This is a genomic window from Synechococcus sp. PH41509, from assembly GCF_020514285.1.
Lineage (GTDB): Bacteria > Cyanobacteriota > Cyanobacteriia > PCC-6307 > Cyanobiaceae > Parasynechococcus.
Genome location: NZ_VTLD01000003.1, coordinates 1 through 25,784 on the forward strand (window position 1 = coordinate 1; position 25,784 = coordinate 25,784).

Sequence of the window (25,784 nt, forward strand, 5' to 3'; positions counted from 1 at the left end):
CGCTGGGTAGCCATGTGCGGAGTGGATAACCGCTGAAAGCATCTAAGTGGGAAGCCCACCTCAAGATGAGTGTTCCCATGGGGTAACCCAGTAAGGTCACGGGAAGAACACCCGTTGATAGGCTCTACGTGGAAGTCCAGTAATGGATGCAGCGGAGGAGTACTAATAGACCGAGGGCTTGACCAACATTTTGGTTCTTGCCTGAAGACAAAATTCTTTGTTGATTCAGACGTGTGGTGTTAGCCACAGATCCTATGCAGTTCTCAGGGTTCAACCCTTGAGAATGTTTATAACTATCCTGGTGTCCATAGCGGTGTGGTCCCACTCCGATCCATCTCGAACTCGGTTGTGAAACGCATCAGCGGCGACGATATTTGGGGGGTAGCCCCCTGAGAAAATAGCTCGATGCCAGGTAAAACATTCTCTTAATAGGTTGATGATTGGCTGATTGTTGTAGCAATCACCATTGCCAACCATGAAAAAGCCACCTCATTCGAGGTGGCTTTTTTTGTTGTAAGGTTTTAGAAGTCTTCTGAGCGAATCTGTGTCAAGACGTTCGCTTGTTCGACAGTTAGGTGGGCGGATATGGAATGCCTGTCAGCGCTGGAATAACGCTGAATGTGTGGATTTGAGTGCTGCTTTTGCTTATTTCGTTCTTCAGTCTTTTTTCCCGCTGCTGCTCATCGCTTTGTCTGTGGCAGCCAGGGTGTTTGGTGAAACAGATAGTTTGGATAATGTTTTGGCGGCGGTTACCCAGGTCCTCCCACCTTCCGCAACCAATCTGGTGGATTCCACCCTGCGTGGGTTGGTGAATCAGGGATTTGGTGCAGGAATTCTTGGCGTGATTGTTTTGCTTCTCACTGCAAGTAATGCCTACTTAACATTGCAGCGCGGGGCTGATCGCCTTTGGTCAGACATTCTCCCGGAACCGGCGATTGACCTACCTTGGTGGCAACAAGTGGTGCAGTTCTGCAGAACACGTGTTGAAGCTTTTTTAACCGTCTTTGTTATATCGATTCTTATCGTCTTTCAGCAATTGGTTCTCAGCATCAGACAGCTTCCGGAAGACATTCTTGGTGTTTTGGATGGTTTTATTCCTGGGTTGATGGCTCTTGTGCGATCCAGTCCCATTCTTCCCCTTGGGCGAATTCTCGCTCCAGCATTGATTTTGTCTTTGATGGCCCTGCTGCTTCAGATGGCCTTGCCCAGTCGCCGTGTCCCAAGAGCACCTTTGATTCCTGGTTCATTGTTGATCGGCTTTGGCTTGGCTTTGCTTAACAAAATTCTGAGTTTAAGTATCGTTTCTCTTGGTAATCGCTATCAGGCTTATGGGGTGATCGGTGGTGTTTTGGTTTTAACGCTTTGGGTTTGGTTGGTTGGTGTAATTCTTTATTTTGGCCAGTGTTTAAGTGTGGAATTGGCCGCAGTTCGTCTTGCTAAACCTCGGCTCGGAGAACCGAACACCCCGACGTCTTGAACTTCGATACCCCTCTGCGAAGCTGATCCAACGGACCATTTCCGTTGAGGCAAATGAATCGACCGCCAGCAGTGTTGTGGATTGCAGTTGTCTTGCTGTTGCTGGTGCCAACAGCGGCTGGTCGTCTGTTGCTCGATCTCGCCGGTGGTCTGCTGCTCACGCTCTTGGCGCTGCCGTTGATCCTGTCCGGTCTGGGGTGGATTGGCTGGAAGCTGTTGCAGTCGAGAATGATCACCTGCACGGCTTGTGGGGCGACTGGTCTGAAGGGCGCTGGAGTTTGTTCGTTTTGCGGTACGCCTTATCCCACCGCTGCGGACAACACTGGAGTTTCAGCTGCCCAGTCCACACCCGCTAGAGATCTCACGATTGATGTGATCGCTCAGGACGTGGATTCTGATTCCTGAGCCTGCAGCTGCCGTTCCCGAAGGAACAGAAAGAATGGTGCAGCACAGGCAAAGGCAACGCCAAAGCTCAGAGGAATGGCCAGCCACCAGCCTTTGATCTTCTGGCGTGGACCCTCTACACAGATCCACAGGGTGACCGCACTGGCTCCCACCAGCAGGTCAGCGCTCAATGAGCGTGAGGCCGCTGTGCTGTTCGCATCGGCGATGAACCGAGCCAAATCGAAGGCCTGACCGCCACCTTCAGCAATGAACTCCAGATTGGCTTTCCAGGGCAGGATCGCCCCTGCAAGTGCAAGGAGGAGATAGATCCAGGGCAGTGCCTTACGCATTGTTCGTTGGTTCAAGGGTTGTGGGGTCGAGTTCGACAATCGACTGTTCGACGCTGTCGAGCAGGCTCTGGCAACGGCTGAGGTAGACCTCACCGTGGAGAACCCGTTGCTGCAATTCCGCCAGGGGCACACTGTCGTTCTGCAGCTCAGCGAGCAGCAGATCAAGGGCCTGCATGGCTTCTTCGTAGTTCAGGCCGGCGGCATCGCTGCGCCAGCCTTCGATCCGATCGCGTAACTCTTTGCTGGGTTGGCGCTTGCTCATCAGGAGGTGGTTTCTGGGGAACTGCGTTGGATCTGATCGACCCGTGCCTCAAGCGTTCCGTCGCTCATCCGAATGTTGAGCTGGTCTCCGATCTTGACGGATTGAAGGTCTGAGATGGTGTCGCCGGCGGTATTGCTGATAAGGGCAAGCCCGCGTTTCAGCCAGCGTTCCGGCGAAAGCGCCTTCAGCAAGAGCTGTTTCTGCGCCAGCTCATGGCGGTAGCTCCTGATTCGCTCGAGGGGAGCTTGTTGTTGCAGCACAAAGGCCCGATCCTGGAGCCGCTGTCGCTCGCGAAGGATTCGCCCCAGCAGCGCTTCTCTCAATCGGCTCTGTCGTTGCACAAGCCCCTGCCGCGCCGCATCGCGGTCGGGCAGCAGCGCCACGATCGCCGCCGTGGGGGTGGCCGCGCGATGGTCCGCGACTAGATCTGCGACCGTCAGATCGTCTTCGTGGCCGAGGCCCGTCACCACAGGCACTGGATAGTTCGCCAGAACGCGGCAGAGCGTCTCGTCATCGAACACCGCCAGGTCTTCCCGGCTCCCGCCACCGCGCGCCAGCACCAGGGCTTGAATCCCTAGGTCAACCGATCGTTCGGCCAGACCCTCAAGCGTGCTGACAATCTTGGAGGCCACTGCTCCCTGCACTGGAATCGGCACCACGATGAGTTGCGTCAGCGGCCAGCGTTCAGCAGCGGTGCGCAGCATGTCGGCCAGGGCGGAACTGGGCACACTGGTTAGCACCGCAATGGTTGAAGGCTGGCTCGGTAGCCGCCGCTGACGGCTGGGGTCAATCACCCCCTGCTCTTCCAGCAGTTGACGCACCCGTTCAAAGTCCCTCAGCACGGTGCTCAGGCTTGGGCGGATGTCCAGAGCCTGAACGGTGAGGCTGGCCCTTGCTGCCCAGAAATTCAGCTTGCCCACCACAGTGACGCCGTCACCGTCCTCGGGTCTGTAACTCAGCTGGGCAAGTTTCGAAGCCCACACCACTCCCGAAATGCTGGCGGCTCCGTCGGTGAGGGTTAGCCAGAGGTGGCCTTTCTTCAGTTGAGGCCGCGAGACTGTTGCCTCCAACAAAAAACGCGGCGCAAAGCCGCGTTCCAGCAGGCTTCCGATGGCTGTGTTCAGTTCAGCAACGGAGTAAGTCGGAAGGCGATCAACGCTCAAGGCGGCTGTAGGCGTAACCCCAGTAGATGCAGACAATGGCGGAGATGCTGGTCACAAGAACGCCCCAGTGCTGGTGAATCTGGGTGGCGCCGATCGTGCAGATCACCAAGGCGCTGCTGAGCATCCTCGATCCATCGCGTCTGTTCTGTACGTAAAGCGGTGCCAACGACTGTCTCTGTGGAATGCACCCATTTTGATGCATCAGCGATAGCCGATACCGAGGCACCAAAAAACCCCCCGGTGAGCCGAGGGGTTCTCTGGATCCGCGGTGCGGAAATCAGCCGAGGCCGATCTGGGACAGGATGCCCTGGCCGGTCAGGAGCTCGGTGCCGAGACCGATCACGATGCCCATCATGGCCAGACGACCGTTCCAGGTCTCAGCGAAGTTGACGAAGCCGAAGCGTGCGTTGTCAGACATGGGGAAGGACCGATTTGGTTTGGTAACAATGTAACAAAGGTTGGAGTTTTGTTGCGAGTGCTAACGGCTACAGGAAGGGGGATCCATTTCCATTGTTTACGCCTGCCCTCCGCTTGACCTGCGTTTCGTCCGGGCGGTCGGTAGTGCCTGGCGGGGGTCGTCGGGCCAGGGGTGCTTGGGGTAGCGCCCTCGCATCTCGCGGCGCACGTCCTGATAGCTGCCTTGCCAGAAGCCTTTGAGATCCCGGGTACGTTGCAGGGGACGACCTGCCGGTGAGAGCAGTTCCAGGGTGACGGGGATACGACCATCCAGCACGTGGGGCCCGTCGTCACATCCGAACATCTCCTGCAATTTCACGGCAAGGATGACCTCCTCCCCTGTGTAAAGCAGTGTGGCCTGCCTGCCGGCCGGAATCTGGACGCGACGCGGCAAAAGCGCATCCAGCTGTTGCCTCAGGCTCCAATCCAGATCGCCCCAGAGCGCTTCTTCAAGTGCTGCTGTGCTGATGTCGCCCCAACCCAGGCAGCCCTCAAGGGTTGGACCAAGCCAGGTTTCAGCCTGCTCCAGCAGCGTCGTGAGATCTCTGGCCGGCCATGGGCTGCCCACCTGCTGATGCATCCATTCCAGCCGTTGGCGCAGCTGGTGGGTGCTCTCCGTCCAGGGCAGTGCGTCAAGGCTGGAGTTCTTCTGCAACTGTTCGATGAGCAGGCTCCGGCATAGCGGCGCTGCTGGCGAAGGCTGTGGCGTGCGGCGCACCACCAATTCACCCAGTTTCAGCAGTCGTTCGGCGCGGATCCTCTGGCGTTCAGGATCCCAGCTGACTAAGTCCTGCCAATGGCCTTCTTGCTCAGCGATGGTCAGCAGGGTGCTCTGGCTCAGGGCTACTGCCATCTGGATGCGGGTGTCTCTGTCGCCCATGTCGACCCTGGCGACAGCCAGGGCCGGGCTCCCCTGAAGCGGATCCCAGGGAAGCAGCACGGCGCCGCGTCCCTGGCGCAACTGATAGCGACCGGTTTGGTCCGGTCGCTCTTGCGCTAGCCATTCCGGAAAGGCCGCCAGGATCAGATCGCCAGCGCTGACGGACGATCCCTGTTTCTGGGGTGAAGGGCCTAGTCGCTTCAGTTGGCGGCTGAGCTGCTGGCTGAGAACCCGAAGGGATGGATGGCGCTGGATGCCGTTCAGTCGGGCCTCCAGATCGCTGCCGATTTGGCGGGTGTTGAAGGGGTCCCGTTCGCTGAGGATTGCAGCCAGATCGCATCCCAGCTGGGGGACGCCCCGTTCATGGGCTTCCAGCAGCAGCATGCCGATGCGGGGGTGAACGCTCAGGCCGCTGATCAACCGTCCCCGGCCACTGATGCGGCCGTCCTCCTCCAAAAGGCCGAGCTGTTGCAGTCCGCGCTGTCCCTCCTGCATGGCTGCTGCTGGTGGAGGATCCAGCCATGGCAGTTCTTCGCCCAGTCCAGCGCCCCACTGGGCCAGTTCTATTAATACAGGCTGGGGATCCGCCAGCAGCAGTTCGGGGGGGTGGAACTGTGGTCGTCGCTGTTGCTCCGCGGGCGACCAGAGGCGGATGCAGCTGCCTGGGCACTGTCGGCCGGCCCTGCCCCTGCGCTGTTCCGCACTGGCCAGGCTGGAGGCTGTCGTCTCCAGGCCTTCCATTCGGGTGTTGGGGTCGTAGCGCAGTTGACGGCTGAGGCCGCTGTCAATCACCAGTCGCACGCCGTCGATGGTGAGGGAGCTTTCGGCAATGGCACTGGCCAGGATGATGCTGCCGTCCTGGTTTGGATCGCAGCGCTTGAGGGCTGAACTCTGCTGTTGCATTGGGAGTTGCCCATGCAGCGCCTGAATGCGCCAGTTCTGCAGAGCCGCTGCTTCGCTCAGGGTCTGTCTGCAGCGTTCAATCTCCGCCAGTCCAGGCAGGAAGACCAGTACACCGCTTCCCTGAGGTTGCTCGAGGGCATGTTGCTCAATGGCGCGTAACACCTGTCGAGGCAGGGGTTCGTCCGGTCTTGGCGATTGGTGATGGGTCTCCACCGGGTAGCAGCGGCCTGGGCTTTCAAGAACCTTCGCCTCGGGAAGTCGTTCCCTCAGATCAGAGAGATCCAGCGTGGCTGACATCAACATCAACGCCAGGTCAGGATTCAGCAGTGGGCGCGCCTCCCGCAGCAGAGCGAGGGACAGATCCGCATCACGCCCGCGCTCATGAAATTCATCGAAGATCACGCAGCCCACCCCTTCCAGCGAGGGGTCGCTTTGCAGACGCCGCAGGAAGAGCCCGTCGGTGATCACCTCCACCTGGGTGCGGCTGGATCGTTTCTGTTCCCCGCGCACGGCATAACCGATGCGCCCACCGACCTCTTCTCCCAGGCTCGCGGAGAGGCGGGCCGCCGCGGCTTTGGTGGCCAGACGCCGCGGCTCGATCATCCAAATTTTCTGCTTCGCCCCAAGCATCCCCTGGCCTTGCGCTAGGGCACCGATCAGAGCCAGGGGTACGCGCGTCGTCTTGCCTGCCCCCGGTGGCGCCTGCAGCAAAACGGTTCCCCCCGGGCGAACTTCAGAACAGATCTGTGCCAGCAGGGCGTCGATCGGGAACTGGTTCAAACCGGTGCTGCCGCTCGATTCACGGGACGAGATCCATCAGGCCCAACAGAAGCAGGCTGCTGATGGCGCCAACAGCGGCCAGCAAACGCACAAGGGGGCCGATGGAAACAACGAGGGAGGTCATAAAGACTTTCTTAAAGGCCGAATTGATTCCGGTCTAGTCCCTTGGTTTTTGCGCCGCTGCTTTCATTTGCACGCCTTTACACATGTGGTGCCTTGATCAGCGCACGTGGCGGGTTCCATCAACGGGGTGGTACTCCTCCCCGGTGAGTTCCTCAAACACGATTGCTGGCAGGCCGGTTTCAAACATGGTCTGTAGAGCCTCCTTGAGATAGGGGTTCCAGCCGCCAGTGCTCACTTGTCCGTGGCGCACAGTCCAGTCCCAAGTGCCCTGAAGGTCCCTCGGGATTCGGCCTTCCCGGTCACGTCGGGCGACCAGATCGAGTGATTCCACAAGCCCCACCGTGATCGGGTCCTTGCCGTAGGCGGGCGTAAGGCTCAGTTCGAGGCGAACCGGATCTTCTTTCATCAGACGAAGCCGAAACCGGGGAGGCAGTTTGAGGCCCTTGATGACTGCGGCAACGATGCGTGTTCTCTGATCCACTCAGGCGACCCCTGTCGACTCCAAGTGCCCAATTTATTCAGTGCCCGGTCCTGCGGCCGTCGAAGCCTCGTCATCGTCACCGCCGAAGCGCACCGTCAGCAGGTCTTCTTCGGTAATGCGTCCCTCGCTGTCCAGCAGTTCCGGGTGGATGGTGACCTGGCCAGTGCGGTCGATGGGAGCGCTGCTTGGGCCACTGCTGATTGGACCACTGGCAGCACGAAAACCCTTGCTCATGACGCGGAAGGCCTGCCAGAGCAGGGCGACGAACAAAGCGCCGTAGAGAAGCGGAAACAGCGAACTGAGCATGACCCTCCCTCCTAACTGAATCTCTTCATTCTCACGCTATCGGGATCCCGGTTGCACGCGGTCACAGCTTTGACACCGATGGTGGCTGTTTTTTGGTCTGCTCTGCGTAGCGTCGAGTCAACCGATCGCCCAGCAGCTGTGATGACTTCCCAGTCCCGCTCGCTCGTCGCCTCCGCTCTGGCGGGAGGATTGTTGGTTGCCGGTGTTTCATCAACCCCGTTCATCGTTGGCCCTCAGCAGGCTGAGGCGCGGCCAGCGATCCGTCGCGACTCGTTTGTGGCCGCTGCTGTCAAGCGCAGTGGTCCAGCTGTGGTCACTCTGGAGACAGCTCGGACCGTGAATCAGTCCGGTGCTGCGGGCGTGCCGCCAGCCCTGATGCGGGACCCCCTGTTTCGCCATTTCTTTGGCATTCCACGCTCCACAGCACCGCGCCCCAGGGTTCAGCGCGGCCAGGGCAGTGGGGTCATTTTCGATGGCAAGGGTCTGCTGCTGACCAATGCCCACGTGGTGGAGGGGGCGGATCAACTCACCGTGGGGCTTTCCGACGGGAGAAGGGTGCCTGCTCGGGTGGTGGGCAAAGACAGCCTGACGGATCTCGCGGTGGTGCGTCTGGAGGGGGCTGGGCCCTGGCCAGTCGCTGACTTAGGGGATTCTGATCGGCTCAGTGTTGGCGACTGGGCGATTGCCGTTGGTAACCCCTTTGGCCTGGAGAGCACGGTGACATTAGGAATTATCAGCAACCTCAACCGCAACGTTGCTCAGCTTGGGATTTCGGGCAAGCGTCTGGATCTGATTCAGACCGACGCGGCGATTAATCCCGGTAATTCGGGCGGGCCGCTCCTCAATGCCGATGGGGAGGTGATCGGGATCAACACCCTGGTCCGATCAGGGCCAGGGGCGGGTCTTGGTTTTGCCATTCCCAGCAATCGCGCCCGTGCCATCGCGGAACAGCTGGTGACCCGCGGCAAGGCCCTTCATCCGGTGATCGGCATCCGTCTGTCTCCTGTCCCCCGGCCAACGCCGACGTCCCAGGTCCCAGCGGGAGCGGTCATTCGCTCTGTCCAGCCTGGGGGGCCAGCGGACCGCGCCGGGCTCAAGGTGGATGACGTGATCACGAGTTTTGATGGCAAGGCTGTTGCTGACCCTGCAGCCGTGGTCAGTGCAATCGATCGCCGCGGTGTGGGAGCCACGGTTGTGTTGGGGGTGCGGCGCGGTGAGGACCAGGTCACGATCGAAGTCAAGCCGGTCGATCTGTCGGCCTTGACCTCAAGCTGAAGTCTCGGCGTCAGGCGTCGTCGGAGTCCCTCAGTTGTTCAACGCATTGGGTGATGCATTCGCCGTCGTCGAGCGAACAGGTGGTGATGCATTGGAAATAGGTTTCCACGGCGTCCCAGGTCTGCTCATGGATTTCCGTGCCTGGGGCTGATGAACCGCCAACGGGTTCGGTGTTGCCGGGGCCGGAAACCATTCTCATCGGGGCTGGGGATCAGTTTTGTCAGCCTATGCAGACGAAAACAGCAGGTAAAGAGAAATAAGTCTTCCTGCCTAAGGGTGTGTGAAGTTTTCGGTGGGGTGGCTCGATGCTCGTCAGGCCGCCTTTTTGCGCCGGGCATCTCGAGCTTTCTGCTTTTCCTTGTTGGCTTTCCGCTTGGCCTCTCGCTCCATAGCCAGTTCTTTCTCCTTGGCTTCAGCCCTTTCCTCTTCTTTTTTCTCGAGGTAGTAGTTGTAATCCCCTCGGTACATCACCAGTTCACCCTCCCGCAGTTCGACGATCCGGTTGGCCACGCGGGAGATGAAATAGCGGTCGTGGGAGACCAGCAGCGCGGCTCCTTCGTAGGCCATTAAGGCGTCCTCAAGCATTTGCTTGGCCGGGATGTCGAGGTGATTGGTGGGTTCATCCAAGACCAGAAGATTGCAGGGTGTGAGCAGCATTAGCGCTAGTGCCAGGCGGGCTTTCTCGCCTCCGCTGAGCTTCCCGACCTCCTTGAATACCGAGTCGTTGCTGAAGCAGAAACTGCCCAGCAGCGAACGAACCTGGGTCTGGGTCCAATCCGGGACCGCTTCGTACATCGTGTCAATCACGGTCTTGGAGAGATCCAGGGCTTCGGCTTGGTTCTGTTCGAAGTAGCCCGCAATAACGTTGTGTTCCCCCAGTCGGGCACTGCCTTCATCGGGGAGTTCCACCCCCATGACCAGGCGCAGCAGGGTGGACTTGCCTGCACCGTTGGGACCCACGAAGGCGATGCGGTCGCCCCGCTCCACCTCCAGTTCAGCGCCCAGAAACAGGATCTTGTCTCCATAGCTGTGGGTGACGTTTTCGATCAGGGCAACTTGTGCCCCTGAGCGCGGAGCGGGCGGGAACTGGAAACTCGGCCCCGCCACAGATTCGATCGGTGCCTCCACCCGTTCCACCTTGTCCAGTTGCTTCTCACGGCTTTTGGCCTGGGTGCTGCGGGTAGCGCTGGCGCGAAAACGATCGATATAGGCCTGTTGGGTGGCGATGTCTTTCTGCTGGCGTTCGAAGGCCGCCTGCGTGGCCTCCCGTTCCATCTGTTTTTGCTCCAGGTGGGCGGTGTAGTTCCCCAGATAGCTGCGGGACACCCCCCTTTCGGTGGAGACAATTTGATTGCAGACCCGGTCGAGGAAGGTGCGGTCGTGGCTGATGACGACGAGGGCAGCGCTCTGCTCCAGCAGGTAGCTTTCCAGCCACTGGATGGTCTCGACATCCAGATGGTTGGTCGGTTCATCCAGCAGCAGCAGATCCGGCTCCTGAAGCAGAATTTTCCCCAGGGCGATCCGCATCTGCCAGCCCCCGGAATAGTCCTTCACCTGCAGCTCAGCACCCTCAGGGGTGAAGCCGATCGTGGGCAGGAGTTTGTCGATCCGGGCGTCGAGTTCGTAGCCATGCAGTGCTTCGAAACGGCTCTGCAGCTGTCCCAGTTGTTGGATCAGCTGATCCAGATGATCGGGATCTTCAGCAGCGCGTTCCGACCCCATCGCCTCTTCCACCTGCCGTTGGCGGTTCATCACCTCGGCGGCTTCACCAAAGGCTTGGAACAGCTCCTGGCGCACTGTGCGCTCCAAATCCACATCGAATTCCTGCTGCAGATAGGCGATGCGGGGTTCTCCCTGACGCACCACCTGGCCGCTGGTCGGTTCCTCGTGTCCCGCAATCAGACGCATCTGGGTGGATTTGCCGGCGCCGTTGACCCCCACCAGTCCGATTCGGTCTCCGGGTTTCACCTCCCAGGTCACCGCGCGAAGCACTTCCCCAGTGGGATAGATCTTGCTGACGTTTTCGAGTCGCAGCACCGGCGGAAGGCGTCCTTCCCCCCATCATCCCTGTCGGCACACTGGTGAAGGTTTCCGGAGGGCGCTCGCCATGCTGAAACTGGAGCAGCTGGCCGCTCTTGTGGTGGCCGCAGGTCTGGCGATCGTGAGTTATGTGCTGTTTTTCAGTTGGGCCGGTGGTGGCGGCTATGAACGCCGGCAGCGCGTCGAGCCCCAGGCTCTGTTGAAGTCCGTCTCACCCAACCTCAAAGACCTCCCCTCGCTTTAACCACCCAGCGCTTGCTGTCTTCATCATCCAGGCTTGCCAGATGCTCGCGCACCTCTTGGGCTGTGACCGGCAGGCCCAGTTCGTCGCCCAGATTGCAGATGCTGTTCATGGCGCCGTTGGGGTCCTGGAGAGCCTGGCGAAACAGCGCCTGCGTCTGCTCAGGATTGCTCCTGATGCGGGCGTACAGCGATGCGGCGTTGGAAGACATCGCGGTTTGAGCAACTCTTCAAACGCTATTCAGGACCGAAGGCCTTGTCAGGCGGCCTGTTCGATGCCGTCATCGTGCTGCCCCAGAGCAGAAGCGTCCTCCATGCTGCGGGCATCCATGCAGAGCACCTTGCGCAATTGGGCGTAGTTGGCTGCCTGGGTGTTGCGCCCTTCCTGCGAAGCACCGTATTCAGCCCGCTGGAGCACATGGTGCAGGTGGGTCAGTAGGTAGGTGCTGATCACCGCTGACACCAGAACATCGCTGTTTTCAGCGCTGCGACGGGGGCGTCGCGACCGACTGCGTGATCCGGCAGGGCTGCGACGGGAGCGAGATGTGGCTTGTGTCATGGGGTTCTCCGAGGAGGACCAATGCCCCCACCATAGTCATGGATACTACCCTTGACCACCTCTGTACACTTTTCACTAACTGAGCCTCTTTCTGGGGATCCGGTCGTGCCCACCCGTCAGACCTCATCCAGTGGGAAGCCCAAGTCCCCGAGAATTCAGGTGGTTCTGCCTGAGGATCTCTGTGAGCGCTTGACCGCCATGGCCGAGCTGGAATCCCGCACGGTGAGCAACATGGCGCGGGTGTTGATCCAGCAGGGGGTGCAGCGCCATGAGCAGGAGCAGGAGGCGTCTGCTCCTGCCCCAACGCGCGAGGAACGCCTCCGGTCAGCACTGGAATCACAGCAGCCCCGCCGACTGCGAGGAGCACCCCGGCGTTTGCGCTTGCATCGACCTGGCTAGGTCCAGGACGTTCCGATCAGGCTGGATGCACCAGTACGCCAAGCACTGTCTCGCGACTGGCCCCTGTGACGGCAGGCACATTGCCGGGGTGGTTCCGCTGGTGCCACCAGGCCAGCAGCGCGAAGACCAGGGCCTCTCTGGCCTCAGCTGGTACCCCCACGGTGCTGCTCTCGTCGACTTGGGCACCCCGGCAGCGTCGGCGCAGCTCGTTAATCAGCACCGGGTTTTGGCTGCCACCTCCAGCGGTGATCACTTCGATCGGTGCGATGCCGCGTGTCTGGCGCAGATGCTCCAGATCCTGGGCGACGACGGCGGCGGAGAAGGCCGTCAGGGTTGCCATGGCGTCGGCGGCTGAGGCCCCCTTGAGCTGATGCAGTCGTCGGTTGAGATCCTCCTGCCCGAAGCACTCCCGTCCCGTGGATTTCGGCGGTGCTATCTGGAAATATTCCTCCTGGAGCCAGCGTTGGATCCGGGCCTCATCCGCATGGCCCTGCGCTGCCATCGCTCCTCCCTGGTCGAAGTTCTGCGCCCCATCGGTGAAATGGTGGATGCCCAGGTCGATCAGGCTGTTCGCTGGTCCGCAGTCCCATCCCAAGACCGCGGCATGGCGGTCCGCGCCACGGCAGGGGGGGATCAGGGTGAGGTTGGCAATTCCCCCCAGGTTCAGCAGTGCCCGCCAGCCCTCCGTGCCCCCCAGTAGCGCTGCATCAGCCCGAGGCACCAGGGGTGCCCCTTGCCCGCCAAGGGCCAGATCAGCGGCGCGGAAGTCATGGATCACAGGCCGTTGGAGCAGGTGGGCCAGTAGCGGAGCCTGCAGCATCTGCCAACTAGCACCCCGAGTCCCCTGGGCCGGCGGGCGGTGCCAGATGGTCTGACCATGGCAGCCGATCACCTTGGCTTTCTCTTCGGGATCGCAAGCTTGCACTGCATCTGCCTGCACCTCCGTGATCGCTTCCGCCAGCTCCAGCCAGCGGGGCGCGGGCATCGCTGTTCCCTGGCCGGCGGCCACCACCTGCTGCTGCAGCTGGGGCGGATAGGGCTGATGGTGGTGGCGAAGCAAGGACCAATGCGGACGTTGGGCGGGGCCGTCGAAGCGCGCCAGCACTGCATCGACACCGTCGGCACTGGTCCCGCTCATCAGCCCGAGGCAGTGCATTGGCTCAGATTTTCGGCAGGCGTTGCAGGTCGTCCACCAGCCCCATCACCACCAGAAGGTGACCCTCCTCGAGCACATGGGATGCCGGTGGGTTCACCATCAAGCTGCTTTGCGGCCCAGCTGCCAGCACATTGACCCGGAAGTTCTTGCGCAGATTCAGATCTCGGAGCGAACGCCCCACAAACGGTTCCGGAACCTTGATCTCCTCGATGCAGTGCTGTTCATCCAGGGCCAAGCGCTCCATCAAGTTGGGGCGCACCAGTTCAAGACCCAGGCGCTCACCCTGCATCCGGGAGGGGAAGATCACCCGGTCGGCCCCAACCCGTTTCAGCATTTTTTCGTGAAGGTCGCTCGTCGCCCTGGCGATCACCTGGCGCACCCGGCTTCCCTCGCTGTCCTTGGCGATCAACGTCGCGGTGATGCTGGCTTCGATCGGTTCACTAATCGCCACCACCACAGTGCCCATCTCGAGCACGCCAGCCTCCCGCAGAGCTTCTTCGTCGGTGCAGTCGACAACGCGGGCCTCCACGCTGGGCTCCACCTGACGCAGTTCATCTACCGCCCGTTCCGAGCGGTCCACGGCCAGAACGTCTGCTCCGTTCTGGAGCAGTTCCCGGCAAACGGCGATGCCGAAACGGCCAACGCCGATGATCGCGAACCCGAGGCGATCGCTGCCTTGCAGTGGGCTCCACTGCCACCACTCCTTCATTGCTCTATCCCCCGCTGATAGTCCTCAGACATACAGATCCTCGTTGGGATAACCGATTCGATTCTGGCGATTCATGTGAATTTGTTCCTGGGTCATCGCTTCCCAGATCGCACTCAATAGAAGCAGGATTCCCAGTCGTCCCACAAACATTCCCACCATCAGAACAGCCTGGCCGAAACGGGGCAGTTCAACGGTTACCCCGAGATCGAGCCCCACGGTGGCAAACGCGGAGACGCAGGTGAACAGCATTTCCATGAAGGTGAACGAGTCTTTGCCGTTCAAATTGCTGGCGATGCTGATCAGCAAAGCCATGGCCATCACGAACAGCAGAGAGCCCACTGTGATGCCAACGGCCCGCAGCACCACTTTGTCGCTGATGGTTCTGTTGCGGATCACCACCGCCTCACGGCCTCGCAGGGTGGAGCGCGTGGCCGCCATCAATGCGGCCACGGTGGTGGTCTTGATCCCTCCACCAGTGCCGCCGGGACTGGCTCCGATGAACATCAGCACCATCAATAACAGCAGGCTGGATTCGGTGACGCTCTCGAGCGAGAGCGGAACGGTGGTGAAGCCGGCCGTGCGAGCCGTAACCGATTCGAACAGTGCGGTCAGCCAACGCTCAGGCACGGGCATGCCCGTGAAGATTTCGCCCTTGTTCAACCATTCCGTAAGGGCTAAACCCCCCGCCCCGAAGCCGATGAGCAGCACGGTGGTGCGGAGTACCAGGCGGGAGTGCAGGCTCAGGCGACGTCGTCCTCGCCCTCTGCGCAGGAGCTGTGTGCTCAGATCGTTCGTCACCCGCCAACCAAGGCCGCCGGTCACGATCAGCAGCATCACGACGGCATTCACCACACCATTGCTGCGGTAGCGCTCGAGGCTGTCGGCCCAGAGGCCAAACCCCGCGTTGTTGTAAGCCGAGATGCTGTGGAACACGGCGGCCCAGAGACGTTCGCCGTGGTTGGGTATGTCATCGAAGCCGAAGTGATAAAGAATCACGGCGCCCATCAGGATCACCAGCGTTGCCGTCAGGGCAATGCCACGAAAGGTGCGCCCTACGCCCCCTATGCCGAATTCGTCGAGGGTTTGGCCCCGGTCGAGGCGTCGACGCAAGGCTGTTCCCTGCACCACAAATCCCTGTAGAAATGTGGTGATGGCCATCAGGCCAAGGCCCCCAGCCAGGATCATCAAGGCCAGCACCGCCTGGCCGAAGGTCGTCAGGTCCGTGCCGATGTCGATGATCGAGAGCCCCGTCACGGTGATGGCGGACGTGGCTGTGAACAGAGCTTCCCAAAGCCCCACGCTGCTCGAGGAGCACAGCGGAGTGGCCAGAAGCAGCGTGCCGATCAGTACCACCAGCAAACCGGTCACCACGGTGAACTGGGGAACCGTGAGCCGACGATGCCAGCCCTGGCTGCGTTCGATGGCTCTTCCGATCGGCACAGGCGTGTGCGAGATCTGACCAGTGTTGTTCAGGATCCGCCGTAATGCCAGAGGATCAAGGCCGGCACCAGAATGGTCATGATCACGGTTAGTCCAAGTCCGTACCGTGTGACATCAAGAAAGCGATAACGGCCCGGACCGAACACCATCAAATTGGTCTGATATCCAACAGGGGTAAGAAAGGACTGACTGGCTCCAAACAGCACCGTGATTAGCAGTGCAGTGGGAGAGAGCTGCAGGGAGGGAGCCAGTTGCACTGCTACGGGCGCCAATAGGGCCACCGAGGCTGCATTGCTCATCACTTGGGTTAACAGTGTTGTGCCGATGAAGATCACCATCAGTGCGGAGTAGCTCGGCCAGCCCGCCAGCCCCTGCTGGAGCACTAGAGCCAGGGCGTCGGCCAGTCCCGTGTTCTGCATGGCAACACTGAAACTGGTGAGGGATCCCAGCAGTAGAATCACGTCCAGACGGATCGAGCGCTGCAGTTCTCCTAGGCGCAGGCAGCCGGTGGCGACCACGCTCACCATGGCCAACAGCACAGCGGCCACCAGGGGGATCGGGGTCAGACTGGGCAGCAGCAGCATCGCGAGGGCAATGCTGACCGCCACGGGCTTGCGTCGAACTGTGGGGAGGTCGTCTTCCAGTCGATCCAGGACCAACAGGTCATTGCTGGCCTGCAGACCACGGATGGAGTCGATCGGTGCCTGCAGCAGCAGCACATCGCCTTCCCGCAGGATGACTTGCCCCAGGCGTTCTTGGACGGTCTCTTGGCCGCGGCGCAGGGCGAGAACAGTGGCGTTGTGGCGCTGCCGGAACCGCAGTTCCCGCAGACTGGCACCGGCCAGGGTGGAGCCAGCAGGCAATAAAACCTCCACGGTTTTCTGTCCACTGGCCTCTTCGGTGTTCAGGCTGAAACCTGCGTTCTGCCCCTGGGTTGTGAGCTGAACCGTGTGATCCTGCTGGAGCCGTAGCAGATCAAGGCGGGTGACCCGCAACAGCAGATGATCGCCGGCCTCAAGACGACGGTCTGCCAGGGGTGGCAGGAGTCGCTCTCCACCGCGCTGCAGTTCCAGCACGTCAACGTCGAAACGACGTTGCAATCGACTGTTCAGGAGAGAGCTGCCCACCAGCTCCGACTCGGGTGGGATGCGCACTTCCGTGCAGTAGCTGCTGGTCTTGGGGCTGCCGCCGAGGTCATCCGTGCTGGCACCTCGGTCCGGCAGCAGCACCCTTGGAGCCAACACCAGATAAATGGCCCCTGCCAGCCAGACCGGCAGGCTGATCAGGGTGAAGCTGAACAGATCAAGGGAGCCGTAGCCCAGTTGCTGGCTGATGTCGCTCACCAGCAGATTCACAGAGCTGCCCAGCAGGGTCAGGGTGCCCCCCAGAACCGTGGAAAACGACAACGGCAGTAGCACCCGGGATGGAGAAATACCGCGCCGCTGGCACCAGCCCTCGACCACGGGAAGCAGGGATGCCACCACTGGAGTATTGGGAACCACTCCCGAAACCGGGGCGATGACAAAGGCCATCAGGGCGATCAGGCGGCGTGAGGAACGGATCCGTTCTGATGCGATCAGGGCCCGCAGTCGGTCCAGCGCACCACTTTTGAAGAGTGCTGCGGAGACAGGAAACAGTCCCAACAGGGTGATCAGTGCAGGACTGCCGAACCCCGCCAGGGCCTCCTGTGGGTTGAGCACCCCAGTCGCGATCAACAAGCTCAGGCTCAGCAATCCTGTGAGCTCCGGTGCAATTACCCCGGTGATGAACAACACCACCGCCAGACCCAGCACGGCCAGCGTGATCAACGCCTGAGGGTTCTGAAGAGCGTTGCTCAGCTCTGCCATGGCGGCGAGTCGCCGGTCGTCAATTGCGGGGATTCTGCCCTGGGATCAAAAAATTGCTCGCGCATCCACTGCTGCAGGCCTTGCAGCCCATCCCCCCGCACGGCTGAGAGGAATAGTGCATCCGGCTCCCGCTGATGAATCGCTTCGATGGCGGTTGCCTCGCAACGGTCGATCTGATTGGCGATCACCCTGCGCAGGGCGGTGCTGCCGAGGTCATCGAGCAAGCGATGCACGGTGTTCAGTTGGCCTTGCCAGTCGGGGTCAGCCAGGTCCAGCACCAGCAACAGCACATCCGCGTCCAGTGCCTCCTCCAGCGTTGCGCGGAAGGCTTCTACCAGTGGGGCAGGGAGATCGCGAATGAAGCCCACTGTGTCGGTGAGCAGCAGCCGTTGGGGGCGCGCCCCAGGGCAGGGGAGGTCGAGTTTGCGCGTGGTGGGGTCCAGCGTGGCGAACAATTTGTTCTCTGCCAGCACGCGATCGCTCGCCCGTTTGCCACATAAGGCATTGAGCAGGCTGGATTTGCCGGCGTTTGTGTAACCGACCAGGGCCACCCGCGGCAGACCACGCCGCTGATCCCGCAATCGGCTGCGGTGGGATTGGAGCTGGCGCTGATCCCGCAGCAGCCGTTCGATGCGTCGGCTGATGGCCCGACGGTCTTTTTCCAGTTGTGTTTCCCCTGGCCCGCGCGTGCCGATGCCGCCGCCCTGACGCGACAGGCTGCTGCCCCGTCCCAGTAGGCGTGGCAGCCGGTAGCGCAGTTGGGCTAGTTCCACCTGGAGGCGCCCTGCAGCACTGCCGGCCCGCTGGGCAAAGATGTCGAGGATCAGCTCACTGCGGTCAGAGACCGGGCAGCTCAGCAGTCGTTCCAGATTGCGTGCCTGCACTGGGGTCAGCTCCCGGTCTGTGATCACCAGTGAGGCTTGGCAACGACGGATCTCGAGGGCGGCTTCCTGAAGTTTCCCGGAGCCCCAGACCGTCTGGGGATTGGCTTGGCCCCGACGCTGGCTGGTCAGAGCCACGGGCTGGGCGCCGGCACTGCGCACCAGTCCCTCCAGTTCAGCTAATTCACGCTGGTCGCGCTGCCCATCTCCGCTGGTGAGCGTGAGCAGGAGCACCCGCTCCTCTCCGGTGGCGGCTCGGATGGTTGCGGCTTGGGGTTCGTCTGGTGTGAGGGAGCAAAGGTCACGCAGGTCGCCCTGTTCGAACTCTCTCCACCCATCGGGCTGCAGTGGATCAGGAATGAGTAGTTCTGCCGGGCGCCCGCCATCGGCCGAGGGGCACGGTGCAAAGCGCAGCCAGTGCCTCGGGGCGATGTCGAGAGCGACAACAGCGTCGCGGGGATCCTGGTGAAGCCCTTTGCGGGCGAAGGGGCAGCTGATCAGGCGCCAGCCTCCGCTGCTCCGCCGCGGTGTTGCTGGCAGGTGCTGCAGCGGTGAATCGCTGCCGGTGAGGGGGCCCAACCAGAGCAGCCGGCAAAGGCCACGGCCGTCGAGCACCAGATGCAGCGGCATCTCGAGATCCAGAACCAGATCCGCCAGTCGTTCGAGGCTCAGCAGATCGGCTCCGCAGCCCTCGGGATGACGCCGATGACTCAGGCGCTCCAGCTGGCGTTGCTGGCTGGGGCGCAGACCGCGGCAGCGCCCTCCCAGGTGGGATTGCTTCAACGGCTCAGCAACCAGGCGCCGGCGGAGCGCAGTCCCAGGGACAGTCCCGGTAGGCGGGTCAGGTACGTGGCCCGTCGCAACTGAAATGCCAGTGGTCCGGCCAGGGTGAATCCCATGCCAGTCAGTGTGGCGTCGCCGACCCCGAGGCTGAGCATTTCGCCACGATCCTCAAACTGGAAGGGTTGCGGCTCTTCCCCCATCCGCAGGCTTGCGATGGCTGCAGCAGTGGCATCCCCCTGCTGCATGGCCACTTGGGCGCTAGCGGGCCATGGGCTGTCCGCCCGAGCTGAGAGATCCCCCAGGGCAAAAGTATTGGCGCTGCCCACCAAGCGCAGGTCATCGTTGACGGCCAGGCGTCCCCTCTCCAGCACTGGTGTAGGCGAGATGGCTGGGATGGAGGATCTACTCCCTGCAGTCCAGATCAATCCCGCATGACGTAAAACCACGCCATCTGCCAGAACGGCACTGTTGGCCTGCACTTCGCTCACGCTCGTGTTCAGCTGCACCACGACCCCTTTGCGTTCCAGCGCTGCCTGGGCTTTCTCCCGATTGAACGCCGTGCTGCTGGGCAGGATTTCATCGCCCATTTCCACCAAGCGAATGCTGGCGGCTCCTTCGATCAGATCCGCGAGCTTGCAAGCCAGTTCCACTCCGGTGGGTCCAGCTCCAACGATGATTAGCCCTGCGTCTCCATCACGCTGCTTGAGCAGATTGTTGAGCCATTGCTTTAGCCGGCCTACATCGCTGAGATCACGGAAACCAGAGCTGTAGTCCTTTACGCCGGGGATGCCGAAATCATTGGCTTTCGAGCCTGTCGCCAGCACCAGTTGGGCCCAGCCCAATCGGTCTCCCGAATCGAGTTCGATGGTTTGGCTGCTTTGATCGATGCGAACAACACTGTTTTGGATCCAGCAGATGCTGTTATTCAGCAGCTGGTCATAACGGGGGGCTACCTCCCAGGTTTGAAGTTCATCGCTGAGTAGTTCGTACAGCAGCGGTTGAAACAGAAACCGATCCCGCGGTTCGATCAGAACGATGGGGCAGCCGGGCTGCCGACGCTGAAGTGCAAGAGCTGTGAAAAGTCCCCCGAATCCACCACCAACGATCACCACGGCATCCGACGTGGACGAGGGTGAACGCATGAAAGAAACCGCTGGTTTGAGAACGATAGGAAGCACAGCCGGTCCCACGACAGGGGAGGATGGCGTGATGACGGAGGCCCCCGACGCAATGGTGCCCATGGCGGTGCAAAACGACTTGCGCGATGGGCGCAAGCTGCTTGAGACCATGGAGCCGCAGGAGCGTCTGGCCTGGGGGCTGGATCAATTCGGCGCCCGATTTGCTCTGACGACCAGTTTTGGCATTCAATCGGCTGTGCTCCTGCACATGCTGAGCACACTTCCCGGAGGTGACGCTGTTCCGGTGATCTGGATTGATACCGGTTATTTGCCCCCGGAGACTTACTCCTACGCCGACCAACTCACCGATCAGCTCAAGATTCGTCTGGTGGTTCGTCAGAGCGAGATGTCCCCGGCTCGAATGGAGGCCCTGCATGGTCAGCTCTGGGAGTCTGGCCGTGTCGAAGACCTGGAGACCTATCACCGGATCCGCAAGGTGGAACCTCTGGAGCAAGCGCTCAATGACCTCGATACGCGCTGCTGGGCCAGCGGCGTGCGGCGTGGTCAGACCGATCACCGTCGCTCGATGACGGCCTTGGACCCGATTCGGGAGCGCTGGTCATTAAGACCACTCCTCGAGTGGACCCAGCGCGACGTCTACTACTACATGCAATCAAACAATCTCCCTCAGCATCCGTTGTTCGAGCAGGGCTATTCCACAGTGGGGGACTGGCATTCCAGTGGCCCTGATGTGGGAGACCTGAGTGGCCGCGACACCCGATTTGGGGGGCTAAAGCAGGAGTGTGGAATTCATCTCCCCCAGGACGCTGTTGAAGGGTTGATGGGTGAAGGCATCTGAGTGAAGGCGTTTGAACGGAGTAGCGGCCGCGTTCTGCTGATTGGCAACAGTCGCTGGCATTGGGCCCAGCGGACTGAGCAGGGCGTTCGTATTGATCACGGTGATCCAGACCCTGGTCGAATCGGCACAGATCCTCCGATCTGGGCAGCGGTAGGTCCGGTGCCCGAGCAGCTCAGGCACCACCAGCACCTGCGCATTCGTCTGGAGGATGTTCCATTGCCGAAGGCGCCACCTTGGTTGGGTGTGGATCGAGCCCTCGGGGCCTGGATGGCCTGGCGCTGCAGTCAGGAGCGAAAGCTCGACTGTTCCAGGGGCTTGCTTCTGGTGGATGCCGGCACCGTCTTGAGCGTCACCAAGGTTGGTCCGGATGGCTGTTTTTTAGGAGGGCAGTTGCTACCGGGATATCGCCTGCAGCTCAGGGCCATGGCGGAGGGAACTGTTGGCCTTCCATCAACGCTGGAGCGTCCTCAAGAGGCCTCCCCACAAGACATCTTTCCCCAAGAAACGGTGGCGGCCATGCAGCAGGGTGTGTTGCAAGGGTTGCTGGCTGCCATTGCGGCGGCCCAGCAACACTCGCAAGGGTTGCTTTGGATCTGCGGTGGTGACGCTGAGCTGATCAAGACGCACTGGACATGTGCAACGGAATTGCTGCAGGTGGAGCCCGATCTTCAGCTGCAAGCGCTGCTGAATTTGGATGCTGGGCTCAGCTCAGGCCGAGATCGCTGATCAGTGTGTCGGCCATGGTGGCCGCTTTCACCTTGAGATAAATCCGCTCGAGTTTTCCCTCTTCATCAATCAAGAAGGTGTGGCGCATCATTCCCATGTATTCGCGCCCCATGAACTTCTTCAGCCCGTAGCTGTCATAGAGGCTGGCTACCGCACAGGGCTCCACATCGGTGAGCAGCGTGAAGGGGAGCTCGTGTTTGCTGATGAATTTGCCGTGGGAGGTGGCTCCGTCCTTGCTGATGCCTAGAACAGTGATGTTGTTGGCCTTCAGTTGATCCCAGCGATCGCGGAAATTGCAGGCTTCTTTGGTGCATCCAGGGGTGTCGTCCTTTGGATAGAAGTACAGAACAACTTTCTGTCCCCGCAGTGAAGCGAGGCTGACGGATTCACCGTTTTGATCGGGAAGGGTGAAGTCAGGGGCGGCGTCGCCGATTTGCAGGCTCACAGACTGTGCTTTGGCAGTGGCGGCAGCGTACGGCGTTCAGGACAAGCCCGGTTCAGGACAAGACTGTTTGTGCTGCCTACGTTGCGACCAACTTGCAGTTGGTCGGCCATGGAGTCGCGGACCCGAACCAATCAAATCGGACGTTCCCTGGCTGCTCTCGGTCTGTTGGCCATCGGGGTGAGTGCGCTCGTCGCCCCTCGTCATGGTCTCTCCTTGGATCAAGCCGTTCCACGGCCGTCGCAGGTGAACCTCAGCCGAAGGTTGTTGCAGCGCGAAATCACTTTGCATCAACGCAGTGAAGCCGAAACACTGCTTATGGATTTCACCCGTGCTCAGATGACACGCCACTACTGGGGTGAATTCGCAGGCTCCTTGCAGGATCTGGGTCTTTCTGCCGGTCCACAGCTGATGGCAACGGTCGATCGTGATGCCGTTCGAACCCGGCTGTGGATTCAGCCTCATCACGGCACGGAGGCTTACCTGGCCGAGGTGGAGCGCTGGGGCGGTCGCCTTCGGATGCGTCACTGCCGCGGTGACCGGGATGGCGTGGGTCTGGTGCATGAAGACCGCTGCCCGGACGGATGGCAAAGGATTCACTTGAATTGACCAGAGATTTCTGCTTTCGTTTGGCAGGGAAAAGGCACAAATCGACCTGAAATATTGAGTCTCGCGAGACTGTTCTCGCGAAATTCTGATTATTCGTGTGGTGCTGGCCTTTTCAGAGGCTTGTTCTTGTTGGCGATTTTTCTTTTGGGAGCTATTTTTTTAGTGACGTGCTCTCTTTGTCGTCCGTGTTTTCTCGTCTCGCCGCTGGCCTTCTGGCCGGCGCCTCCCTCGCCGCTTTGGCAGTTCCTGCTGAAGCAGGCACCAAGCGTCCCGTCCGCTGGAACACCGGCGGTGCTGTGTGGACCACCACCTCTTCTGAGTTCAAGACCTTCCTGACCACCGGTGAAGTCACCGACCGTGCTCTGGATGCCGGCATCAACAACTCCGGTTGGACTGCCGAAGAAATCCAGGAAGGCATGACCAAGACCTATGCCGTCGACATCGTCGGTGTGTCCCGCTTCCTGTACTCCGACGACGGCGTCAAGTTCCTGAAGGATCAGACCCGTTCCTACTTCCCTTACTGGAAGATGAAGTCCACCTCCGTGGTGGCCCTGCGTTCCGCGATCATCGCCGACTCCATCGACGGCGAAATCTCCTCCGCCAGCATCATGGCTGAGCTGCCCGTGGACTTCCGCCTGGCTGACACCTGCGGCACCTACGACGGCATCCAGAACGTCTGTGCCCCCGACAAGTGCGAAGGCGACGCCCAGTGCACCTCCCTGCTGTCCTGGTACGTCTTCCTGCCCGCTTGCGTGCAGGCCAACTCCGTGCTGCCCGAGCCCGCTGCTCGTTCCGCTTACGTCGCTCCTGCCCGTCCCCTCTGGTGATCAGGCCCTGAGCCCTGTGTCATCGCCCCGGCCTCGGCCGGGGTTTTTTTATGGCTTGATTTGGTTGCCTTTGATCAGTTGATGGCGCATGGGCAGCCGCAGGCCGCCGTCGCCCAGGCCATTCAACGTCCGGCGCAATTCCGCCAGCACCTCGGTTTTGATTTCTCCCATGGCCTGCCGGTAAGGCGACCCCTCGGCCAGCCATCGGTCGGCCAGCTCTTTTCCCCCCGGCAGGGTTAGGGGTTCCAGCCAATCGTCACAACTGAGCTGCCAGCCCGCGTTTGCCAAGAGCTCTTCAGGGCGCTGTTGGAGCTCGAGCCAGCGTTGTTCCTGGGCCACAACAGGGCCTAAGAGCTCCTCTGCGCCCCCGTTCTGCTGCAGAGCACCGGCGGGACCCAGTTCGGCGCGACTGAGCAGCAGCCGTAAGCCCGTCGTCGGGAGGGAATGCCGGTTGATCGCATCCAGTAGCGCCGTCCAGTTCTGCTTTTGCAGGTCTGCTGCGGCGAGCCGTCCTCCGATCCAGTCGAAGGCTTGGGTCGAAGACAGGGTGTCGAGGTTGTCGGTCAGCAGTTGGGGTCGATGCTCCGGTTCGAGCAGATCCAGCTGCGCTTCCAATCGGTTGCGATCCGCTTCGTTGTCGCAAAGCACGGTCACGCCACCTTCCGGGGTGGCCCGCAAGGGATCGATAGCCCAGATCAGCGAACGCATCCCCAAAAGCAGCACTCGATCCCTGCGGGTCCAGGGGATGTCTCGCCAGAGTCGCTCGCGCAGCCGCTGAAGGCGTTCCCCCTCTTGGCCGAGTTGGCGTTGCACCCAGCGGTCCACACCGGGACGGTCGGGTCCGCTGCTGAGCAGCAAGGGCTGGTCGGCCGCCAGTTCCGCGGCCGCGGCGAGTTGGGCTGCCCGGCGTTCTGCCATCCTTTCTCGCCGTTCCCCTTCCCATCCCAGTTGGCCGGGTTGCCAGAACACTTCCCCTTGCAGTGCAGAGGGGAGGTATTGCTGTTCCACCCAGTGTTCGGCATAGGCGTGGGGGTAGCGGTAGCCCGCGCCGTCGCCAAAGGCGGCTCCGTCTCGGTTGGCATCGCGCAAGTGCCCGGGCACGTCCTGCTGACGGGCGGCGCGGACCGTTTTCAGGGCATCAAAGAAGCCCAGAACGCTGTTGCTCTTTTCGGTACCCGCCAGGTAAAGGGCGGCCTGGGCTAGCGGATACAGCCCTTCCGGCAGTCCCACCCGTTCGAAGGCAGCGGCACAGGCTTCCACCACAACAATGGCCTGCGGGTCGGCTAGGCCGATGTCTTCCCCCGCCGCGATCAGCATCCGGCGGAAAATGAAGCGCGGGTTCTCGCCGGCCTCCACCATGCGCGCCAGCCAGAACATCGCCGCATCGGCATCTGAGCCCCGCAGCGATTTGATGAAGGCGCTGATGGTGTCGTAGTGGGCATCGCCGTGCTTGTCATAGAGGACCGCCCGCTGTTGGATCGATTCCTCGGCGATGGCCAGATTGATCTGAATCACCCCCTCGCCATCGGGCTCCGAACTTTCCACCGCCAGTTCAAGGGCATTGAGAAGGCTGCGGGCGTCACCACCCGCCACGTCCACGAGGTGGTCGGTGGCATCGCTGCTGATGACGATCGACCGGTCGCCGTAACCCCGTTCCCCATCAGCAAGGGCGCGTTGTAGCAGCCGCTGCAAATCCTTCGGCTCCAGTGGCAACAGACGAAACAGCCGGGAACGGCTTACCAGCGCTTTGTTGACTTCGAAATAGGGGTTCTCCGTGGTGGCACCGATCAGGGTGACGGTTCCGTTCTCCACCCATGGCAACAGCGCATCCTGCTGGGCACTGTTGAAGCGGTGCACCTCATCGATGAACAGGATCGTGCGCAATCCATGCCGTTCCAGCCGTTGGCGTGCAGCATCCACCTCGATCCGCAGGTCCTTTACGCCTGCGAGAACGGCATTGAGGCTGCTGAAGTGAGCGCGGGTGTGGTTGGCAATGATCCGCGCCAGGGTGGTTTTGCCGACCCCTGGCGGTCCATGCAGGATCAGGTTGCCAACCCGATCGGCCTTGATGGCGCGACGCAGTAGCCGTCCGTCCGCCAAGATCCCACTCTGGCCCTCAAATTCCTCCAGCGTGCGAGGGCGCATCCGGTCAGCCAGGGGGGCCAGCCGCCGCCGTTGCTGCTCACCGTGAAAAGCGAAGAGGTCCTGACCCAACGGACAATCGGCGTTGACCCAGTGTCCCTGACGTTCTCAATCGGCGCTGGAACTGGTCCGAATCGAACGTTTTTGGGCGTGTCGGTTCCCAGAGGT

The 25,784-nt window shown here is 61.1% G+C and carries 29 protein-coding genes and 2 rRNA genes; 11 read left to right on the forward strand and 20 right to left on the reverse strand.

Annotated features, from left to right (window positions below):
- The 4 genes from FZZ88_RS00295 to FZZ88_RS00310 all read left to right on the forward strand — a co-directional run.
- A 23S ribosomal RNA gene (locus FZZ88_RS00295) occupies positions 1-186 on the forward strand; the annotation flags it as partial.
- Between the two features lie 111 nt (positions 187-297).
- Positions 298-414, forward strand: a 5S ribosomal RNA gene (gene rrf, locus FZZ88_RS00300).
- A 130-nt stretch (positions 415-544) separates the two neighbouring features.
- A complete protein-coding gene (locus FZZ88_RS00305) occupies positions 545-1,477 on the forward strand; it encodes a YihY/virulence factor BrkB family protein (protein ID WP_166017686.1) in 933 nt (310 codons plus the stop codon).
- 53 nt (positions 1,478-1,530) lie between these two features.
- Complete coding sequence (locus tag FZZ88_RS00310; protein WP_166017687.1) at positions 1,531-1,881, forward strand: hypothetical protein; 351 nt, start codon at positions 1,531-1,533, stop codon at positions 1,879-1,881.
- Here the strand turns inward: FZZ88_RS00310 and FZZ88_RS00315 are convergent.
- The 8 genes from FZZ88_RS00315 to FZZ88_RS00345 form a co-directional block, all read right to left on the reverse strand.
- Positions 1,857-2,210, reverse strand: coding sequence for a DUF2834 domain-containing protein (locus tag FZZ88_RS00315; RefSeq protein ID WP_115022590.1), 354 nt, complete (start codon positions 2,208-2,210; stop codon positions 1,857-1,859). The two genes, FZZ88_RS00310 and FZZ88_RS00315, sit on opposite strands and share 25 nt — an antisense overlap.
- On the reverse strand, positions 2,203-2,472 hold the full coding sequence (gene xseB, locus FZZ88_RS00320) for an exodeoxyribonuclease VII small subunit (RefSeq protein ID WP_166017688.1): 270 nt from the start codon (positions 2,470-2,472) through the stop codon (positions 2,203-2,205). The genes FZZ88_RS00315 and xseB overlap by 8 nt, the downstream gene beginning before the upstream one ends.
- Entirely contained in the window at positions 2,472-3,635 is a 1,164-nt protein-coding gene (gene xseA, locus FZZ88_RS00325; RefSeq protein WP_166017689.1) for an exodeoxyribonuclease VII large subunit, read from the reverse strand. The genes xseB and xseA overlap by 1 nt, the downstream gene beginning before the upstream one ends.
- Positions 3,625-3,759 carry a hypothetical protein gene (locus tag FZZ88_RS12100; protein WP_255453121.1) on the reverse strand — a complete coding sequence of 45 codons (135 nt, stop codon included), beginning with the start codon at positions 3,757-3,759 and terminating at the stop codon, positions 3,625-3,627. The genes xseA and FZZ88_RS12100 overlap by 11 nt, the downstream gene beginning before the upstream one ends.
- A gap of 153 nt (positions 3,760-3,912) precedes the next feature.
- Entirely contained in the window at positions 3,913-4,053 is a 141-nt protein-coding gene (locus tag FZZ88_RS00330; RefSeq protein ID WP_115022585.1) for a chlorophyll a/b-binding protein, read from the reverse strand.
- Between the two features lie 96 nt (positions 4,054-4,149).
- The gene (hrpB, locus tag FZZ88_RS00335; protein ID WP_166017690.1) at positions 4,150-6,654 is read right to left on the reverse strand and encodes an ATP-dependent helicase HrpB; all 2,505 of its coding nucleotides are present in this window, start codon (positions 6,652-6,654) and stop codon (positions 4,150-4,152) included.
- A gap of 220 nt (positions 6,655-6,874) precedes the next feature.
- Positions 6,875-7,258: a hypothetical protein gene (locus FZZ88_RS00340; protein WP_006851931.1), complete on the reverse strand. Its 384-nt coding sequence runs from the start codon at positions 7,256-7,258 to the stop codon at positions 6,875-6,877.
- Between the two features lie 33 nt (positions 7,259-7,291).
- The gene (locus FZZ88_RS00345) at positions 7,292-7,564 is read right to left on the reverse strand and encodes a DUF2973 domain-containing protein (protein WP_166017691.1); all 273 of its coding nucleotides are present in this window, start codon (positions 7,562-7,564) and stop codon (positions 7,292-7,294) included.
- Positions 7,565-7,705: 141 nt separating this feature from the next.
- On the opposite strand from FZZ88_RS00345, the gene FZZ88_RS00350 reads away from it, so the two are divergent.
- Complete coding sequence (locus FZZ88_RS00350) at positions 7,706-8,839, forward strand: trypsin-like peptidase domain-containing protein (RefSeq protein WP_166017692.1); 1,134 nt, start codon at positions 7,706-7,708, stop codon at positions 8,837-8,839.
- A 10-nt stretch (positions 8,840-8,849) separates the two neighbouring features.
- Here FZZ88_RS00350 and FZZ88_RS00355 read toward each other — a convergent pair whose 3' ends face one another.
- Entirely contained in the window at positions 8,850-9,032 is a 183-nt protein-coding gene (locus FZZ88_RS00355) for a hypothetical protein (RefSeq protein WP_370520028.1), read from the reverse strand.
- Positions 9,033-9,151: 119 nt separating this feature from the next.
- The gene (locus FZZ88_RS00360) at positions 9,152-10,876 is read right to left on the reverse strand and encodes an ABC-F family ATP-binding cassette domain-containing protein (protein ID WP_166017694.1); all 1,725 of its coding nucleotides are present in this window, start codon (positions 10,874-10,876) and stop codon (positions 9,152-9,154) included.
- A 70-nt stretch (positions 10,877-10,946) separates the two neighbouring features.
- Here FZZ88_RS00360 and FZZ88_RS00365 point away from each other — a divergent pair, with 70 nt between their 5' ends.
- Positions 10,947-11,123, forward strand: coding sequence for a hypothetical protein (locus tag FZZ88_RS00365; protein WP_166017695.1), 177 nt, complete (start codon positions 10,947-10,949; stop codon positions 11,121-11,123).
- Here FZZ88_RS00365 and FZZ88_RS00370 read toward each other — a convergent pair.
- Together FZZ88_RS00370 and FZZ88_RS00375 are read right to left on the reverse strand one after the other, a co-directional pair.
- Positions 11,101-11,331, reverse strand: a complete 231-nt coding sequence (locus FZZ88_RS00370; RefSeq protein ID WP_166017696.1) for a hypothetical protein — start codon at positions 11,329-11,331, stop codon at positions 11,101-11,103. The genes FZZ88_RS00365 and FZZ88_RS00370 overlap by 23 nt on opposite strands.
- A 47-nt stretch (positions 11,332-11,378) precedes the next feature.
- Positions 11,379-11,678, reverse strand: coding sequence for a hypothetical protein (locus FZZ88_RS00375; protein ID WP_166017697.1), 300 nt, complete (start codon positions 11,676-11,678; stop codon positions 11,379-11,381).
- 105 nt (positions 11,679-11,783) lie between these two features.
- Between FZZ88_RS00375 and FZZ88_RS00380 the strand changes: the two genes are divergently transcribed.
- Positions 11,784-12,077: a hypothetical protein gene (locus tag FZZ88_RS00380; protein WP_166017698.1), complete on the forward strand. Its 294-nt coding sequence runs from the start codon at positions 11,784-11,786 to the stop codon at positions 12,075-12,077.
- A gap of 16 nt (positions 12,078-12,093) precedes the next feature.
- Here the strand turns inward: FZZ88_RS00380 and FZZ88_RS00385 are convergent, their stop codons facing one another.
- From FZZ88_RS00385 to FZZ88_RS00410, 6 genes are read right to left on the reverse strand one after another with little or no spacing between them, the layout of a single operon-like run.
- The gene (locus FZZ88_RS00385) at positions 12,094-13,233 is read right to left on the reverse strand and encodes an anhydro-N-acetylmuramic acid kinase (RefSeq protein WP_166017699.1); all 1,140 of its coding nucleotides are present in this window, start codon (positions 13,231-13,233) and stop codon (positions 12,094-12,096) included.
- A 4-nt stretch (positions 13,234-13,237) separates the two neighbouring features.
- Complete coding sequence (locus FZZ88_RS00390; RefSeq protein WP_166017700.1) at positions 13,238-13,942, reverse strand: TrkA family potassium uptake protein; 705 nt, start codon at positions 13,940-13,942, stop codon at positions 13,238-13,240.
- Between the two features lie 24 nt (positions 13,943-13,966).
- Positions 13,967-15,382 carry a potassium transporter TrkG gene (locus FZZ88_RS00395; protein ID WP_166017701.1) on the reverse strand — a complete coding sequence of 472 codons (1,416 nt, stop codon included), beginning with the start codon at positions 15,380-15,382 and terminating at the stop codon, positions 13,967-13,969.
- 29 nt (positions 15,383-15,411) lie between these two features.
- On the reverse strand, positions 15,412-17,229 hold the full coding sequence (locus tag FZZ88_RS00400; protein WP_166017702.1) for an SLC13 family permease: 1,818 nt from the start codon (positions 17,227-17,229) through the stop codon (positions 15,412-15,414).
- Positions 17,217-18,893 carry a GTPase HflX gene (hflX, locus tag FZZ88_RS00405; protein ID WP_166017703.1) on the reverse strand — a complete coding sequence of 559 codons (1,677 nt, stop codon included), beginning with the start codon at positions 18,891-18,893 and terminating at the stop codon, positions 17,217-17,219. Before hflX ends, FZZ88_RS00400 begins: the two co-directional genes overlap by 13 nt.
- Positions 18,890-20,035, reverse strand: coding sequence for an NAD(P)/FAD-dependent oxidoreductase (locus FZZ88_RS00410; protein ID WP_166017704.1), 1,146 nt, complete (start codon positions 20,033-20,035; stop codon positions 18,890-18,892). The genes hflX and FZZ88_RS00410 overlap by 4 nt, the downstream gene beginning before the upstream one ends.
- Before the next feature lie 67 nt (positions 20,036-20,102).
- Here FZZ88_RS00410 and FZZ88_RS00415 point away from each other — a divergent pair, with 67 nt between their 5' ends.
- Both FZZ88_RS00415 and FZZ88_RS00420 read left to right on the forward strand, forming a co-directional pair.
- On the forward strand, positions 20,103-20,870 hold the full coding sequence (locus tag FZZ88_RS00415; protein WP_166017705.1) for a phosphoadenylyl-sulfate reductase: 768 nt from the start codon (positions 20,103-20,105) through the stop codon (positions 20,868-20,870).
- Positions 20,871-21,596 carry a type III pantothenate kinase gene (locus FZZ88_RS00420; RefSeq protein ID WP_166017706.1) on the forward strand — a complete coding sequence of 242 codons (726 nt, stop codon included), beginning with the start codon at positions 20,871-20,873 and terminating at the stop codon, positions 21,594-21,596.
- Here FZZ88_RS00420 and bcp read toward each other — a convergent pair.
- On the reverse strand, positions 21,574-22,041 hold the full coding sequence (gene bcp / locus FZZ88_RS00425; protein WP_166017707.1) for a thioredoxin-dependent thiol peroxidase: 468 nt from the start codon (positions 22,039-22,041) through the stop codon (positions 21,574-21,576). The two genes, FZZ88_RS00420 and bcp, sit on opposite strands and share 23 nt — an antisense overlap.
- A 108-nt stretch (positions 22,042-22,149) precedes the next feature.
- On the opposite strand from bcp, the gene FZZ88_RS00430 reads away from it, so the two are divergent.
- Positions 22,150-22,647 carry a thymidylate synthase gene (locus tag FZZ88_RS00430; RefSeq protein WP_166017708.1) on the forward strand — a complete coding sequence of 166 codons (498 nt, stop codon included), beginning with the start codon at positions 22,150-22,152 and terminating at the stop codon, positions 22,645-22,647.
- A 185-nt stretch (positions 22,648-22,832) separates the two neighbouring features.
- Entirely contained in the window at positions 22,833-23,474 is a 642-nt protein-coding gene (locus FZZ88_RS00435; RefSeq protein ID WP_226423716.1) for an alpha/beta hydrolase, read from the forward strand.
- A gap of 48 nt (positions 23,475-23,522) precedes the next feature.
- Here the strand turns inward: FZZ88_RS00435 and FZZ88_RS00440 are convergent, their stop codons facing one another.
- The gene (locus tag FZZ88_RS00440; protein ID WP_166017710.1) at positions 23,523-25,688 is read right to left on the reverse strand and encodes an AAA family ATPase; all 2,166 of its coding nucleotides are present in this window, start codon (positions 25,686-25,688) and stop codon (positions 23,523-23,525) included.
- Positions 25,689-25,784: the final 96 nt, after the last annotated feature.

Bases quoted from the DNA above. Each gene is read 5' to 3' on its own strand.
- FZZ88_RS00315 (WP_115022590.1), bottom strand. From the start codon at position 2,210: ATGCGTAAGGCACTGCCCTGGATCTATCTCCTCCTTGCACTTGCAGGG.
- FZZ88_RS00330 (WP_115022585.1), bottom strand. From the start codon at position 4,053: ATGTCTGACAACGCACGCTTCGGCTTCGTCAACTTCGCTGAGACCTGG.
- FZZ88_RS00350 (WP_166017692.1), top strand. From the start codon at position 7,706: ATGACTTCCCAGTCCCGCTCGCTCGTCGCCTCCGCTCTGGCGGGAGGA.
- FZZ88_RS00415 (WP_166017705.1), top strand. From the start codon at position 20,103: ATGACGGAGGCCCCCGACGCAATGGTGCCCATGGCGGTGCAAAACGAC.
- FZZ88_RS00345 (WP_166017691.1), bottom strand. From the start codon at position 7,564: ATGCTCAGTTCGCTGTTTCCGCTTCTCTACGGCGCTTTGTTCGTCGCC.
- FZZ88_RS00370 (WP_166017696.1), bottom strand. From the start codon at position 11,331: ATGTCTTCCAACGCCGCATCGCTGTACGCCCGCATCAGGAGCAATCCT.
- FZZ88_RS00365 (WP_166017695.1), top strand. From the start codon at position 10,947: ATGCTGAAACTGGAGCAGCTGGCCGCTCTTGTGGTGGCCGCAGGTCTG.
- FZZ88_RS00430 (WP_166017708.1), top strand. From the start codon at position 22,150: ATGGAGTCGCGGACCCGAACCAATCAAATCGGACGTTCCCTGGCTGCT.
- FZZ88_RS00390 (WP_166017700.1), bottom strand. From the start codon at position 13,942: ATGAAGGAGTGGTGGCAGTGGAGCCCACTGCAAGGCAGCGATCGCCTC.
- FZZ88_RS00385 (WP_166017699.1), bottom strand. From the start codon at position 13,233: ATGCACTGCCTCGGGCTGATGAGCGGGACCAGTGCCGACGGTGTCGAT.
- FZZ88_RS00410 (WP_166017704.1), bottom strand. From the start codon at position 20,035: ATGCGTTCACCCTCGTCCACGTCGGATGCCGTGGTGATCGTTGGTGGT.
- FZZ88_RS00355 (WP_370520028.1), bottom strand. From the start codon at position 9,032: ATGGTTTCCGGCCCCGGCAACACCGAACCCGTTGGCGGTTCATCAGCC.
- FZZ88_RS12100 (WP_255453121.1), bottom strand. From the start codon at position 3,759: ATGCTCAGCAGCGCCTTGGTGATCTGCACGATCGGCGCCACCCAGATT.
- xseB (WP_166017688.1), bottom strand. From the start codon at position 2,472: ATGAGCAAGCGCCAACCCAGCAAAGAGTTACGCGATCGGATCGAAGGC.
- FZZ88_RS00310 (WP_166017687.1), top strand. From the start codon at position 1,531: ATGAATCGACCGCCAGCAGTGTTGTGGATTGCAGTTGTCTTGCTGTTG.
- FZZ88_RS00400 (WP_166017702.1), bottom strand. From the start codon at position 17,229: ATGGCAGAGCTGAGCAACGCTCTTCAGAACCCTCAGGCGTTGATCACG.
- FZZ88_RS00375 (WP_166017697.1), bottom strand. From the start codon at position 11,678: ATGACACAAGCCACATCTCGCTCCCGTCGCAGCCCTGCCGGATCACGC.